The sequence below is a fragment of the Rhizobium cauense genome (assembly GCF_019511525.1).
GTDB classification, from domain to species: domain Bacteria; phylum Pseudomonadota; class Alphaproteobacteria; order Rhizobiales; family Rhizobiaceae; genus Rhizobium; species Rhizobium cauense.
In genome coordinates this window covers 110,521-124,328 of sequence record NZ_JAEUAT010000014.1, presented here as the reverse complement: position 1 = coordinate 124,328, position 13,808 = coordinate 110,521, and the positions used below count along the sequence as shown (strand labels likewise).

Annotated in this window: 11 protein-coding genes and 1 pseudogene; 4 read left to right on the top strand and 8 right to left on the bottom strand. The window is 58.5% G+C overall.

Features of this window, described 5'->3' with window-relative positions; genetic code table 11:
- Positions 1 to 204: 204 nt before the first annotated feature.
- Genes JNB88_RS23385 through JNB88_RS23370 form a run of 4 tightly spaced genes read left to right on the top strand, consistent with a single transcriptional unit; the run spans position 205 to position 4,356 of the window.
- Positions 205 to 1,263 carry an ABC transporter substrate-binding protein gene (locus JNB88_RS23385; protein WP_220357499.1) on the top strand — a complete coding sequence of 353 codons (1,059 nt, stop codon included), beginning with the start codon at positions 205 to 207 and terminating at the stop codon, positions 1,261 to 1,263.
- Positions 1,211 to 2,314, top strand: coding sequence for a FecCD family ABC transporter permease (locus JNB88_RS23380; protein WP_223217302.1), 1,104 nt, complete (start codon positions 1,211 to 1,213; stop codon positions 2,312 to 2,314). Before JNB88_RS23385 ends, JNB88_RS23380 begins: the two co-directional genes overlap by 53 nt.
- The gene (locus JNB88_RS23375; protein ID WP_220357498.1) at positions 2,307 to 3,065 is read left to right on the top strand and encodes an ABC transporter ATP-binding protein; all 759 of its coding nucleotides are present in this window, start codon (positions 2,307 to 2,309) and stop codon (positions 3,063 to 3,065) included. Before JNB88_RS23380 ends, JNB88_RS23375 begins: the two co-directional genes overlap by 8 nt.
- Complete coding sequence (locus JNB88_RS23370; RefSeq protein ID WP_220357497.1) at positions 3,058 to 4,356, top strand: hypothetical protein; 1,299 nt, start codon at positions 3,058 to 3,060, stop codon at positions 4,354 to 4,356. Before JNB88_RS23375 ends, JNB88_RS23370 begins: the two co-directional genes overlap by 8 nt.
- Before the next feature lie 671 nt (positions 4,357 to 5,027).
- On the opposite strand, the gene JNB88_RS23365 is transcribed toward JNB88_RS23370, so the two are convergent.
- The 8 genes and pseudogenes from JNB88_RS23365 to JNB88_RS23330 all read right to left on the bottom strand — a co-directional run bounded on the left by JNB88_RS23365 (position 5,028) and on the right by JNB88_RS23330 (position 13,771).
- Positions 5,028 to 5,864: an alpha/beta fold hydrolase gene (locus tag JNB88_RS23365; protein ID WP_220357534.1), complete on the bottom strand. Its 837-nt coding sequence runs from the start codon at positions 5,862 to 5,864 to the stop codon at positions 5,028 to 5,030.
- Between the two features lie 304 nt (positions 5,865 to 6,168).
- On the bottom strand, positions 6,169 to 7,767 hold the full coding sequence (locus JNB88_RS23360; protein ID WP_037135383.1) for an MFS transporter: 1,599 nt from the start codon (positions 7,765 to 7,767) through the stop codon (positions 6,169 to 6,171).
- On the bottom strand, positions 7,764 to 8,204 hold the full coding sequence (locus JNB88_RS23355; protein WP_220357496.1) for a DoxX family protein: 441 nt from the start codon (positions 8,202 to 8,204) through the stop codon (positions 7,764 to 7,766). The genes JNB88_RS23360 and JNB88_RS23355 overlap by 4 nt, the downstream gene beginning before the upstream one ends.
- A gap of 200 nt (positions 8,205 to 8,404) precedes the next feature.
- Positions 8,405 to 10,216, bottom strand: a pseudogene (locus JNB88_RS23350) (amidohydrolase); the annotation flags it as partial.
- 19 nt (positions 10,217 to 10,235) lie between these two features.
- Entirely contained in the window at positions 10,236 to 10,520 is a 285-nt protein-coding gene (locus tag JNB88_RS23345; protein WP_223217301.1) for a XapX domain-containing protein, read from the bottom strand.
- Positions 10,521 to 10,608: 88 nt separating this feature from the next.
- On the bottom strand, positions 10,609 to 11,301 hold the full coding sequence (locus JNB88_RS23340; protein WP_037135388.1) for a hydrolase: 693 nt from the start codon (positions 11,299 to 11,301) through the stop codon (positions 10,609 to 10,611).
- Positions 11,302 to 11,712: 411 nt separating this feature from the next.
- On the bottom strand, positions 11,713 to 12,624 hold the full coding sequence (locus JNB88_RS23335) for an AraC family transcriptional regulator (protein ID WP_220357495.1): 912 nt from the start codon (positions 12,622 to 12,624) through the stop codon (positions 11,713 to 11,715).
- Between the two features lie 214 nt (positions 12,625 to 12,838).
- A complete protein-coding gene (locus tag JNB88_RS23330; RefSeq protein WP_220357494.1) occupies positions 12,839 to 13,771 on the bottom strand; it encodes a VOC family protein in 933 nt (310 codons plus the stop codon).
- Positions 13,772 to 13,808: the final 37 nt, after the last annotated feature.

The window sequence follows — 13,808 nt, the reverse complement described above, 5'->3', positions numbered from 1 at the left end:
TGGTGTTTTCCAGGCACGGTTGAGCCCTGGAGCCATTTACTCGGACCTGAGCACAGCCTCTGCCCAACGGCCGTCGGTCAGCCATGCAATTTGTTCCGAACTTGTTCTGGACACGAACCATTAACTTGATTTACAGAGTCATGAATTGCTGTTCACAGGTCGGCGACGCCATCAACGCGTAAAGGCGCCGCCAGGGAGGGATCAATGGTCGGCCGCCTAAAAACCATTTCCGCGCTCGTACTGTCACTTTTTTTGCCGACAACGCTTTATGCAGAAACCTCATTTCTAGACCACCGCGGAAAGGTGATCACCTTTAAGGCGCCACCGGAACGCGTTGTCACGATCGTTCGCTCTGCACCCATCATCTATCGCGCGATCGATGAGAAGGCGGATAACATCGTTGGCATGAACAAGGACTCGCTGGTGCGCTATTTCACCAGTGGCATCTACGCTGAGATGCTGCCGGAAATGGCAAAGATCAATGCAAGTGCCGCCAAAGACGGCTTTGTACCTAATGTCGAGGCGATCCTCGCTGAGAAGCCGGACGTGGTGATCCAGTGGACGCATGACGCGAAGATCATTGAACCTCTCGAAAGGGTCGGCCTTACCGTCGTCGGCTGGCAGTGCTGCACGGAGCAGGACCGGCTCGATTACCTCACGATCACCGGCTACATGACCGGTCGCAATGACCGCGCCCAGGCAATACTGAAGGCCCAGTCCGACACCTTGAAGGCGCTTAGCGACAAGGTCGCAAAGCTGAACACGGCAGCACTTCCCTCAGTTCTCCATATCGACAAGGTGGCTGATCAGATCCAGGTCATCGCCAACGGCTCGCAGGATCTTTCGCTGAGCGGCGTGACCAATCCGGCGGCTGACAAGACCGGCGAATGGTGGCGCACGGTCGATTTCGAGCAGTTGCTGGTGTGGAACCCCGAGATCATCATTATTCCGGCTTATGCGGACCTCAAGCCTCAGGATATCTTCGACAACCCGGTGCTTGCTAGCCTCAAGGCGGTCAAGCAAAAGCGGGTCTACAAACAGCCCGTCTTTGCCCGCACGCCGGATGCACCGGAAATCTTCCTCACGTCAGAATGGTTGGCTGCCATCGCCCACGGTGCCGAATTCGCGCCGGAATTCAAGAAGCAGATCGCGGCTACCTACAGGCTGATCTACGGCGCCGAACTGACTGACGCTCAGATGAAGGCAATACTTGAGTCAGAAAGCAATGGACCGGCTTCAAGGTATGTCGAACTCTTTGGCTAAGGCCCCGACTACTCGCCCTGTCGGACGGAGTGTTGTCTCAGCTTGCGTCCTTCCGGCACTGATCTGCCTGCTCGTCCTTGCGATACTTTATTCTGTAACCATCGGTCGCTACGACCTGTCTGTTCGGGACGTAACCTATATCCTGGTCGATAATGTGCACCCGTTGATTGCGCCTTATTGGGAGCCGGTGCAGGAGGTCGTGGTCGAGCAGGTCCGCCTGCCGCGGATCATGGCGGCGGTCATTATCGGTTTTGGTCTGTCAGTTTCGGGTGCAGCTCTGCAAGGGCTTTTTCGCAATCCGCTTGTGGATCCGGGCATCATTGGCGTTACATCGGGCGCGGGCTTCGGCGGAACCCTGGCGATTCTCCTGGGCCTTCAGGGCCACCTTTTGCTGATCATGGCCTTCCTGTTCGGGATAGGAAGTGTTCTTCTCGTCAAGCTGTTGTCGACGGTGCGCGGGCGCACAAGCATGCTGACGCTGGTTCTGGCGGGAGTTGTCATATCGGCTTTTTTTTCGGCTGCAATTTCCATTGCCAAACTGCTTGCGGATCCCTTTCAAAAGCTGCCTGCCATTACCTACTGGCTGATGGGCAGTATTGCGTCCAGCAACTATTTTGATGTCCTGCTGGTATCCGTGGCAGTGGTGCCGTCCGCCGTTGCAATCTATCTGCTGCGCTTCCAGATCAACATCATGTCGCTCGGCGAGGAAAAGGCCAGGGCTCTGGGCACGAAGGTTGTGCTGGTGCAATGGATCATCCTCGTCGCGTCCGCCCTTATTTCGGCAGGGGTGGTAGCAACCTCGGGCATCATCGGGTGGGTCGGTCTCGTCATCCCACATGTTGCTCGCGCTCTGGTCGGCGCCGACCACCAGAGGCTGTTGCCCGTGTCCGGCACTATTGGTGCGATCTATGTTCTGATGGTCGACAACTTGGCCCGAACGGTGACCACGGCTGAGATCCCACTCGGCATCATTACTGCTCTGATCGGCGTCCCGGTTTTTGCGGTGATCCTGCGCCGACTACACGCAAAAGGGGGCTGGGCGAGTGATTGAGGCAAACGACCTCACCGTTGAGCGTGGCGGCAAGACCGTTCTGAGGCACTATGGCCTGCGTCTGGAACGGGGGCGGATCCTGGCGATACTCGGCGCCAACGGCGTCGGCAAGACAACCCTGATTAATACGCTGATTGGCGTCATAATGCCGAAATCGGGACGGCTCTCAATCGACGGGCGGGTCGGCTTCGTACCTCAGCTATTCGATGTGCCATTCTCCTATTCAGCTCTCGATATCGCCTTGATGGGCAGGGCGCGTCATCTCGGCCTGTTTAGGGCGCCTGGGAGGCGGGACTATGAGGTCGTGCGGCACTATTTCCAGATGCTTGGTATCGAGCATCTGGAACAGCAGACCTTCAATACGCTGAGCGGCGGCCAGCGCCAACTGGTGATGATTGCGCAGGCGCTGACTTCAGAATGCGAGCTGCTGGTGCTCGACGAACCCTGCGCGGCACTTGATTATAAAAACCAGGACAAGGTGCTCGGATTGCTCGGCTATTTGAGCGATGCACATGGCATGACAATCATCTTCTCCACACACACGCCTCAGCATGCAGTGGAGATCGCCAGCGACGTCCTTTTGATGACCAGCGGCACGAGCTATGTCTCAGGTCCGACCGAGGATGCACTCAGTCCCGAAAACCTTACGCGCCTGTATGATCTTCCAATCGCTCGCGCGGATTTTGGCGGGCTTGGCAAACACACTTTTGCACCTCTTTTCCGTCACGACGGAGCCCGCCTCGATGGTTGAAGCAACAGCGCCGGGCAAAGGTATCGCCTATCTCCACTGGGGCAACAGCTGGCAACTGCGAAGTTTCCAGGATTTCCGTCACTATATCGATGATCTCATTTATATTCACGACCTGCCTCTGACGGAGCTTTCGGCCTATGCAGCCGTTGTTGTGCCGGATGCGATGGACACTGCCGCACTGCGGCCCTATGCCCAGCAGTTGAACGCGTATCTCCAAGACGGCGGCTTTCTTGTCGTTTGCCTGCAGGGAAATGCAGATTGGCTAGACATTGCGGGTCTCGAGTGGACACCCGGAAACTGCCGCGACTGGCTATGGTGGACGAAAGGCGAAAAGCTCGAGATCAGGCTATCCGAGCCGCACCATCCGATTACAGCGCGAATGCCACTGTCACATATGAGTTGGCACTGGGGTGGCTCATACAATGTTCCTGAAGGCGCCCGCTCCATCGTCGAGATCGACGATGGAAGCGGCAGCCTGTTTCTCGACTTTCCTTCGCGCCCGGGCAGGGGGAGGTTGTTGCTTGCAACACTCGACCCGCATTCGCACAATGGCCAGCGGTTTATGCCAGCAACCACACGCTTCCTGAGGTCTTTTTATCCCTGGCTGAACGAGGAACTCGGAATCAAGCGGCCCGCGATAAGCCGCTTTACCTATTTGCAATGTTCGCATTATCCGTCGGAGTGGCACCCGCAAGGTCTCGAAGAAAGCCTCAAATTGTCCGGCTTCGATACCCTCTTTGCGCCTTATGATCAGCTCAGCCCCGAATTGCTGGAAAAGACGGACATACTTTACATTCCAAGCAGCCACGATGAGTTGTTCCTGAAAAGCCGGGCTGAGGACTTTCTGGCATTTCTATCGCAAGGCGGAAATCTGATCATTTGCGCCGAACCGTGTCAGCCATGGTTGCCATTTATGGCGCCGTTCAGGGCTGTTCCGCCAAGGCCGTTTACCAACATCAAGGTTCGGGTGCGCGACGATAGGTTCGGAATTTTCTCCGATCTTGGCGATGGCTTCGATGGGTGGCAGGGTGTCTTTGGACAGTACGTGCGCGGATGGAGCGATCCGCCACCCGGAGCAATTTGGATGACAGATATTGGCTCGCAGGAAGATCCAAAGCCCGCGGACTGGATGTGGCAGTACCCGACAGCGACAGGACGAGGTGGGTACGTCTTCATGCATAGCGGCGACAACATGACCCGCTATCCGGATCACGGCCCAAACAAGGAGATGCTCGTCGCCAAGGTTGCCATAGCTCTCAGAAAGCTCTCTGTTGGCGAGTTCCTGTTTTAGCCACGGTTGTTCCGTGGACCCCGCTATCGTTGGCGTTTTAGTTTTCAATTGGGGCGTGAAGTGAGCGCGAGTGCGCTGGACGCCGCTCTCCATTGCCTCGACAGACATATGCAGAGATCTGGCCTTGCCAATCTCGGCCCCTGATTCTTTGCGTTTACGGCTCGATTGTCCCAATTTATGATCCCGCTCGGCGAGCCGGTTTATTGGATATTTACCATGCTAGCACGAGGCTTAGGCACGGTCTTGTTGCTGGCGGTAAGCCGGAGGACGAGTGAGTCTTCAAACAAACGATGGTTATGAGCACGTGAACGTATCTTTTGACGAAACCGCGTTGGGCAGGGAGTTTGACCTCTTCGCTGTTGAACTTAGCCAGTTGCCAAGATCGCCGGAGACGACGGCTTTGGAACTGCGTTTCGCGCTTTTGCGAGAAGCCGTCGCAATCCGACTAGCAAGACCAAGCCGGTTCACTGTTCAGTTACCCTCGTCTCTGTTTGACGCGTAGACGCCTTCGCCCAAGGAGTGCTGATGAACGAGATCGCTCGTAGGCGCTGGACAGCGGGTATGTTGCCCCGACAAGTGTACAAGGTCTGTCGCAGGGCATGATCATTTTGGCATCTATCGATTGCAGAAGACGGATGCGGCGATTTTGCGCCGCACCCCATGCATCTGCTTCACGCCTTGATGAAGGCGAGGAGATCTGCGTTCAAGACATCAGCGTTAACCGTCAGCATCCCGTGCGAAAAACCTGGGTAAGTCTTGAGCGAAGCGTTCTTCAAAAGCTTGGCGGACTTGAGTGCCGAATTGGCGATCGGAACAATCTGATCGTCCTCACCGTGCAGGACGAGAGTCGGCACAGTGATTTCCATCAGATCTTCTGTCTGATCGGTTTCGGAGAAGGCTTTGATGCCGTCATAGTGAGCCTTGGCGCCGCCCATCATGCCCTGACGCCACCAATTTTGAATCACGCCTTCCTGGACTTTCGTACCTTCTCGGTTGAAGCCATAAAATGGGCCGGCCGGAACATCGCGGAAGAACTGCGCGCGGTTGGCGGCGAGTGCCGAACGGAAGCCGTCGAACACCTCAATTGGAAGGCCTTCGGGGTTTGAGGCGGTCTTGACCATGAGCGGTGGAACGGCGGAGACGAGAACCGCCTTGGCGACCCTACCTGCCTTTTGACCATGCTTGGCGACATAACGAGCGACTTCACCGCCGCCTGTCGAATGACCGATATGCACGACATTCTTCAGGTTCAGGTGCTCGACGACTGCAAACGCATCGGCGGCGTAATGGTCCATGTCGTGGCCCTCGGAAACCTGGGCCGAACGGCCGTGACCGCGGCGGTCATGTGCGACGACGCGATACCCGTTGGCGAGGAAGTACAGCATCTGTGCATCCCAATCGTCGGACGACAGCGGCCAGCCGTGGTGGAACATGATCGGCTGTGCGTCCTTCGGACCCCAGTCCTTGTAGAAGATCTCGACGCCGTCCTTGGTGGTTACAGAGCTCATGTTTTTGATTCCTTCAGTGGGGTGCCTGGTGGATGCAGCGTTGGCTGCAAGGGTGAAAGAGGTGGGAATTGCAAGGGATGCAGCGACGCCAGCTCCAGTGATGAGGGCAGCACGGCGGGTGAGCGGGAGGAAGTTATCGGTCATGTCGGCTCCTGGGTTCCCATCGGTTTTGGTGCGCGAGGGGTGTCTGCTGGACAGTTATTGTCGGAAAACATCGCTACCAACAATTGCATCAATAATTCAGATTTAATTGCGAAAAATGAAATTATGGGCGGCGACTACTCACGCCGCCCATAAGGACTAGTCAGGCAGCCCCCGGACGATTGATCGTCAGGAAATGGCGGACGACTGGCCTTTCCGGGCCTGAGTGATAGGTCATAACCTTGCCTTGCAGGTCAGCGTCAGCTTGGGACACACGCTTGTGCTGGCGCAGATGCTCGGCCCAGGATTCCACCATGAACCATTCGACGATCTTTTGAGGATCGGCCGAATCCTCCGTGATGCCCCAGCCGTAGGCGCCATCGCGGCGACGTTCCTGGGACAGTTCATCGATTGCACGCATGAACGCAGCGCGGTGATGTTTTTCCACCTGGTACTCGATGAGGATCAGAACTGGGCCACGGTCATGGGCGACCGGTTCTGCGACCAGCGGTTCGGGCCAATGGTTTGAAGCCACGAGATCAGCATCGCCGGCCGGCAGTTTGATGCGGTGCATGATGAGACCGGCGACCAACAGGCCTGCAGCACCGATCAGCAGCGTACCGGGTACGCCGGCAGCCTCACCGACTGCGCCCCAGCCGATGCTGCCTGCCGTCATCGCGCCGTTGAAGACGGTAAGATAGACGGCAAGACCACGGCCTCGCACCCAGTTGGGAAGGATTGCCTGGGCGGCGCCGTTGAGGGTCGTCAGCGCGGTGATCCATGCGCCGCCGAGGAAGAGCAGGATGATGATGGCGAGCCATTGCGGCGGGGCAAGCGATAGCGCTGCCATGACGAGAGCCGTGATGACGGCGGCGCCGAGAAGCAGTCCATCCGCGTCGAAGCGTTCACGCAACTTCGGCATGACGAGCGCGCCGCCGATGGCACCGGCGCCGACCGCTCCAAGCAAAATTCCGTAGAAGCCGGCGTCTCCGCCAAGCAATTGCCGAGCGACGAGCGGCAGCAGTGCCCAGACCGCGCTGGCGAAGGCGAAGAAGATCGCCGCGCGCAGAAGCACGACATGCAACGGACGGCTGGCGCGGGTATAACGAAGACCGGCACGGAAGGCGCCAAGGAAACCTTCTGCGAGCGCGTCATCAGCATTCTTCGCTCGTGGCCACCAGAGGAGGGCGGCGATGACGACGAAATAGCTCGCGACGTCGGCGCCATAGGTAACGCCGGCCCCAAAGGCTGCCAGAAGCAGGCCACCGGCAGCTGGCCCGATCGAACGGGCAATGTTGATGCCGAGCGAATTGAGGGCGACGGCGCTCTTCACATCCTCCCGCTTCACCAGTTCCGGCACGATCGCCTGCCAGGTGGGCCCCATCAGCGCAGCACCAATACCGCCGAGGAAGGTCAGCCCGATCAGGGCGCTGACCGAGAGCATTCCGGTGTGTGCCAGGACCATCAGCGTTATGCTGACGGAGGCGAGCAGGAATTGCACGGCGATCAGGAATTTGCGGCGATCGAGAATGTCGGTCAAAACGCCGGCCGGAATGGCCAGAAGGAAGATTGGCAGCGTGCCGGCCGCCTGGACCAGCGCCACCGCGGCAGGCGAGGCCGAGAGGTCGGTCATCAGCCAGGAACTTGCGACGTCGCGCATGAAACTTCCGGTGTTGCCAAGCACGGTGGCGGCCCAAAGTACTGCGAAGACAGGTTGGGCGAGGGGGGCAAAGCTGCCCCTCGCGGACTTTGCGGTGCTCATTTGTCTGCTCCTTTGGTGAGATCGACGGCAGCGACGAGAACGAAGGCGCCAGCCAGGCCCAGATGTTCGAAGAAGGCATTCGTTGCCATCATTCGCTCCATGCCGGGGGCGAATTCCCAGAAGCGCAGCGCCACAAGGGTTGCGAGAAGTGTAAAGCCGGACAACGCCAACGCGCCTGCCCAACGGAGAAAGCCTGAGACGACCATTGCGGAAGCAATGAGCTCGATCGCGATCACGGCCAATGCAAAGAAAGGTGCGGGTTGCAGGCCGAAATGTTCCATCTCGGCGATTGCGCCATTGAAATCTGCGATCTTGAAAAACGGCCCCTGAATATAGGCCGCGCAAAGCGCAAGTAGCGCAACCGTGCGTGTGGTGGGAGCGGTGACGACTGCTGCGAGTGCGCTCCGCTCTTTTTTGAATGATGCATGGTCAGTCATCTCTGCTCCTTTTAATGTGGCCGGTCATAAGAAACGGCCGCTCTGCGCGGCTGATGGAGCGATATTGGCTGGAATGATTGCCGCCAACAATTGCATCAATAATTTCGAATTAATTGCGAAATCTGCAATTAAGTAGAAGATGGGGAAGGGGCAGCGGTGATGCGCTGCCCACGCTAGCGGCAAAATGGTCGTGGTCGGGCTCAGACGGCCCAGCAAGAGCATCCAAGCGCGCCAAAGAAGCCCTTGAGATCTGATATCGGCAGTTTCGACGTCCAAGCGCCCGCATGGTCATGGCCGTGGACACTGCAGTCGCTGGCGCAGCCGCACGAAGCGATCGCGGTGCGGCGCAGCGAATGGCGGCCAGCGCCATCAGGTTCACCCCAGGCGGCATAACCGCCAAACTTTCGGACCGGCGACCAGTCGGGCATGGCTGGCGGCACATCGCTTTCGTCGAGTGTCCTGAAGTCGCCGGCGCCATAGACGACCTTACCGCCGACCATGGTGAGATCGGATGTCAGGAAGGAGATCTCGTCCTCGGCGCAGGAGAAGAAGTCCTTGTCCGGCACGACGAGATCGGCGAATTGGCCCTTTTCTATGCGGCCCTTCTTGCCTTCCTCGTTGGAGAACCAGGTCACCTTTTCTGTCCACATCCTGAGGGCCGTTTCGCGGTCCAGGCAGTTTGCACGCGGATAAAGCTGCATGCCGCCAACTGTCTTGCCGGTAACCATCCAGGCAAGCGAAACCCAGGGGTTGTAGGAGGCGACACGCGTGGCATCGGTGCCGGCCGAAACGTTGACGCCCTTGTCGAGCATACGGCGGATCGGCGGAGTTGCCTCGGCAACGCCATGGCCGTATCGCTCCACGAAGTATTCGCCCTGATAGGCCATGCGATGCTGGGTGGCGATGCCGCCGCCAAGTGCTGCGATGCGGTCGATCGAGCGTTCCGAGATCGTTTCGGCATGGTCAAAGAACCAGTTCAGGCCTTCGAGAGGAATGTCCTTGTTGACCTTCTCGAAGACGTCGAGTGCGCGCGAGATGGTTTCGTCATAAGTAGCGTGCATGCGCCAGGGCCAGCGGTTTTCGGCGAGAACGCGGACGACCTCTTCGAGCTCGCCCTCCATTTCCGGTGCCATTTCTGGTCGCGGCTGGCGAAAATCCTCAAAATCGGCGGCTGAGAAGACCAGCATCTCGCCGGCGCCGTTGTGGCGGAAGTAATCATTGCCCTGCTTGTACTTAACCGAGGACGTCCAGTTGAGGAAGTCCTCCTTTTCGGCCTTGGGCTTCTGGGTGAAGAGGTTGTAGGCGAGGCGGACGGTGAGCTGGTTTTCGTCCGACAGTTTCTGGATGACTTCGTAGTCGTCCGGATAGTTCTGGAAACCGCCGCCGGCATCAATGACGCCGGTAATTCCAAGCCGGTTCAGTTCACGCATGAAGTGGCGGGTGGAATTGACCTGGTAGTCGAAGGGCAGTTTCGGACCCTTGGCCAGCGTCGAATAGAGAATGCCAGCGTTCGGCTTGGCCAGAAGCATGCCGGTCGGGTTGCCATTGGCGTCGCGGGTAATCTCGCCGCCTGGCGGGTTCGGCGTGTCCTTTGTGTAGCCTACGGAACGAAGGGCTGCACCATTCAAGAGCGCCCGGTCATAAAGATGCAGCAGGAAGACCGGCGTGTCGGGCGCAATCGCATTAATCTCCTCGATCGTGGGCAGGCGCTTTTCGACGAACTGGTGCTCGGTAAAGCCGCCGACGACGCGCACCCATTGCGGGGCAGGTGTCACCGCAACCTGGTGCTTCAGCATGTCCATGGCATCGGCAAGCGAGCGAACGCCATCCCAGCGCAGTTCCATGTTGAAGTTCAGGCCACCACGCACGACGTGGGTGTGGTTATCGATCAGGCCCGGCAGGACACGCTTGCCCTTGAGGTCGACGATCCTGGTGTCGGGGCCGGCGAAGGCCATGACTTCGGCATCGGTGCCAACCTCCAGAAAGTTACCGTCCTTGATCGCGACGGCAGTATTAACGCCCTCGCTGTCATCAGCTTTCGACCTTGGCCGGTGATTTGCGGGCTGCCGTCAGATCCGCGCTGGTGCCCTTCGGCATGTGGCCGAACATGTGCGGCTTGATCTGATTGATCCAGGAAATGGCAGCTGGCTCCTTGCTCCAGTAGGACTTGGCAAGGGGAATGATCTGCTCTCCGACGAGGATGCCGAGAAGGCCGATCAGCGCGACCACCGGCGGAGCCGGAGAGCGGACGTTCAGCAGGCTATAGACAATGCCGACCAGGAGACCGGCACCCAGAGACAGGAGGTAAAGTTTCATCACTGCGTCCTCGACGATGGAGGCGCCGCTTCGGCAAGACATCGTTCGTCATACTGCCAAAGCGGGCCGAATGGGTTGGATGGCGGACTTACTTGGCCGGGTTCGGGCCGATGCGCTTGCCGTGGGTGACGCGTTCAGCTGCGTCGTGGACCATCGTGTAGGCATAATCGATGCCCATGCCGTAGGCGCCGGAATGCTCCTTGGCAAGCGAGGTGACCGCGTCATAGGTTTCCCGGTGAGCCCAGTCGCGCTGCCATTCGAGCAAGACCTGCTGCCAGGTTACCGGAACCACGCCGGCCTGAACCATCCGGTCCATCGCGTATTTGTGGGCGTCGGACGACGTGCCGCCCGAAGCGTCGGCCACCATGTAGATCTCGTAGTCCGGCATGTCGTGCATCGCAGACAGCGCGAAGGTGGTGTTGCAGACTTCTGTCCACAGGCCGGAAACGACGATCTTCTTGCGGCCTTCGGCGGCGTTCCTGCCCAGTGCGTCGCGGACGTTCTGGTCATCCCAGGAATTCATCGAGGTCCGTTCGAGAATGTCATTTTCCGGGAAGACGGCGAGGAGCTCAGGGAAGGTGTGGCCAGAAAAGGACAGTGTCTCGACGGTCGTGATGGTCGTCGGGATGTTGAAGATCTTGGCAGCCTTGGCGAGGCCGACAACGTTGTTTTTCAGGACCTGGCGGTCCATCGACTGGACGCCGAAGGCCATCTGCGGCTGCTGGTCGATGAAGATGAGCTGGCTGTTCTTCGGGGTCAGGACTTCGAGCTTCTTGGACATTTCAGGTTCCTCTTCCGTCTTCTTGAGCCGCTAATGCGGCGGGTTACTATGACGCACTTTTCTGGTCGGCGCGGGGTGGCTTTCAGAGTGCTCGTGGATGGCCGGAGCCGGTTAATCAGTGTTAGCGGCCGGTCTCTTTCACTTCGTCTTGGCTGCTGAAACGAAACCTAGACCGATTTGGCGCGTGCCGGAATTGCAATATTAATTCCGATTGAATTGCTCTGGGTGCAATAATTAATCTGGTAATAGTCCCTTTAAGATTACAGGCTCCACCGGAAAACCCCCTAATTTTAATGGGGCGGAGAATCGCTCAATTGCGGAGGCGGGTCTTGTCCAAAAGTCAGGTCGATAGGACGAAATGTACTTGCATTTGACAAAACCTAGAAATCACCGTTGCACGCAGCGCTGAGGTCAGCAACTGCGCCGCCAGTTTCCAGGCGTCGTGCCGAGGAGACTGGTGAAAACACGCGTGAAATGGCTCTGGTCTGCAAAGCCGCATGAGATTGCGACTTCGGAAAGCGAGATATCGGGCGTGCGCAAGAGCTCTCGCGCACGCGAAACCCGTTCGTTGAGGAGCCACTGGTAAGGTGTCATGCCCGTCGTCTGGCGAAAGGCCTGAATGAAGTAGCCGCGCGACAGGTTGCATGCCCTGGCGACGTCTAGGACAGATATCTCGCCATCGAGGTTGTCGAGGAGAAGGCTCTTGGCCCGCGTCTCCTGAACGCGCGACAGTTTTCTGGACCGGGGCGTGTTAGGCGCCGATCTCTTCCCATAGCGCTGTACGAGGTAGCTGCCGATTGCGGTCGCCATCTGGTCGACAAATAATTGCGGCGCCTCTTCGGGGCTTTCCAGCGCGGGTATCAGCACGCGGGCAAGGTTAGAGAGCACGACATCCTTCGACGCCATTTCCGCAGCGAGCGAATTCACGCCGGCAAGCTCAGCCTCCGCAGCTATCCGTTCCAGCGAGGCCGGTGAAATTTGAAGGAGCAGAAAGTCGAAAGCGCCGCCGAGGTCGGCCTTGTAATGGTCGGACAGGTCTCGGATGTAGATTGCGTCCCGATCGAAGGCATGATTGGTCGCGTGGTGCTCATGGAAGACACGCCGGGAATGCCCGCCGCTCGTGGATACGCCCACGACGAAACCGCGATCGCTGGCCGGGGCCTCAACCTGCTGCAGATGGCCGTCGCGACTGCCCTTGCGGAAAAAGGCGATATCGGCACCCACGACCGACTGGTCCTTGTAGAGCTTATCAAATGGGCAGCCAAAACTGTCCGTTGGCTTTAACTGGACGGGTTTGGTGTGATCGATAGAGATGAGTCCCAAGTCAGCAACCTTCCGTTCGAAGCATTCGGTACGGCATCTCGATGCCGCAGCTCGCGACGGTAATCGCCTAGTGAGCCGAACGTTCGTTTACGGGCGGTGCCACGCCTCTTCAAGGCACGTTTGCGACAATCCGCAGAACACAAAATCGTGAAGCGCCGCAGGAGGTTAGTCCTGCGGCGCTTGGAATTGCCGGCGTCTATCGCCAAGGGGTCCGTCAGGCAGCCAGAGGCTGGAGATTGGCTTCGATCCTATCGCGGAACGGCTCGTAACGGGTCGGCAGTTTCAGCACTTCGCCGAGATGGGCGGTGTCCTCGTCACGATTAAAGCCAGGTTCGTTCGTCGCAATCTCGAACAGGACCCCACCCGGCGTGCGAAAATAGATGGCCCAGAAGTAGTCCCGATCGATGACAGGGGTTACCTGGTAGCCGGTATCCATAAGCGCCTTGCGCACTTCGATCTGCTTTTGGCGATTTTCGACGGCAAACGCTATATGATGGACCGAACCCGCGCCCTGACGGGCAAAGGGCGTTTCTGGCAAGGCGACGAGATCGATCGTGTCGGCACCATTGCCGCCCGGGATGACGAAGCGGGTGACATCCCCCTCCTTGCCGGTGCGCTCGTAGCCCATGAAGCCGAGCAGTTCTTCCGTCGCAGCAGTGTCATGCAGGTTGAGGCGAGCTCCGGAAAAACCTCTGATCGCGGCCTCTTGGCTGACATCAGCGCCAGTCCAGGCAGGTCGGGCGTCATCGGGTGTCTCGATGAGCGCAAAGCCGTCTCCATCAGGGCCGTTGAAGCGCAGGCGCCTGGCGCCGAAGACCGTGTCTTCCTGCAGGCCGCCAACACTCTGTGCGGTAAGACGGTCACGCCAGAAGGCAAGCGAGCCCTTCGGCACTGAGAACTGGGTTTCGCCAACTTCGCCGACACCGGCCCGACCGCGCATCATGTGCTCGAAGGGGAAGTAAGTCATGACCGTGCCGGCCGAACCGTTCTCGTCACCATAATAGAGGTGGTAAACACTCGGGTCGTCGAAGTTTACGGTCTGCTTGACGCGGCGCAGGCCGAGCGTGTCGGTGAAGAACCGGTTGTTCTGGAGGGCGTCCGACGCCATCGATGTGACGTGATGCAGTCCCTTGATGTCTTTGATCATGTTCCTGGCCTTTCTCTCGGGCATTGGTCTGTTTGAT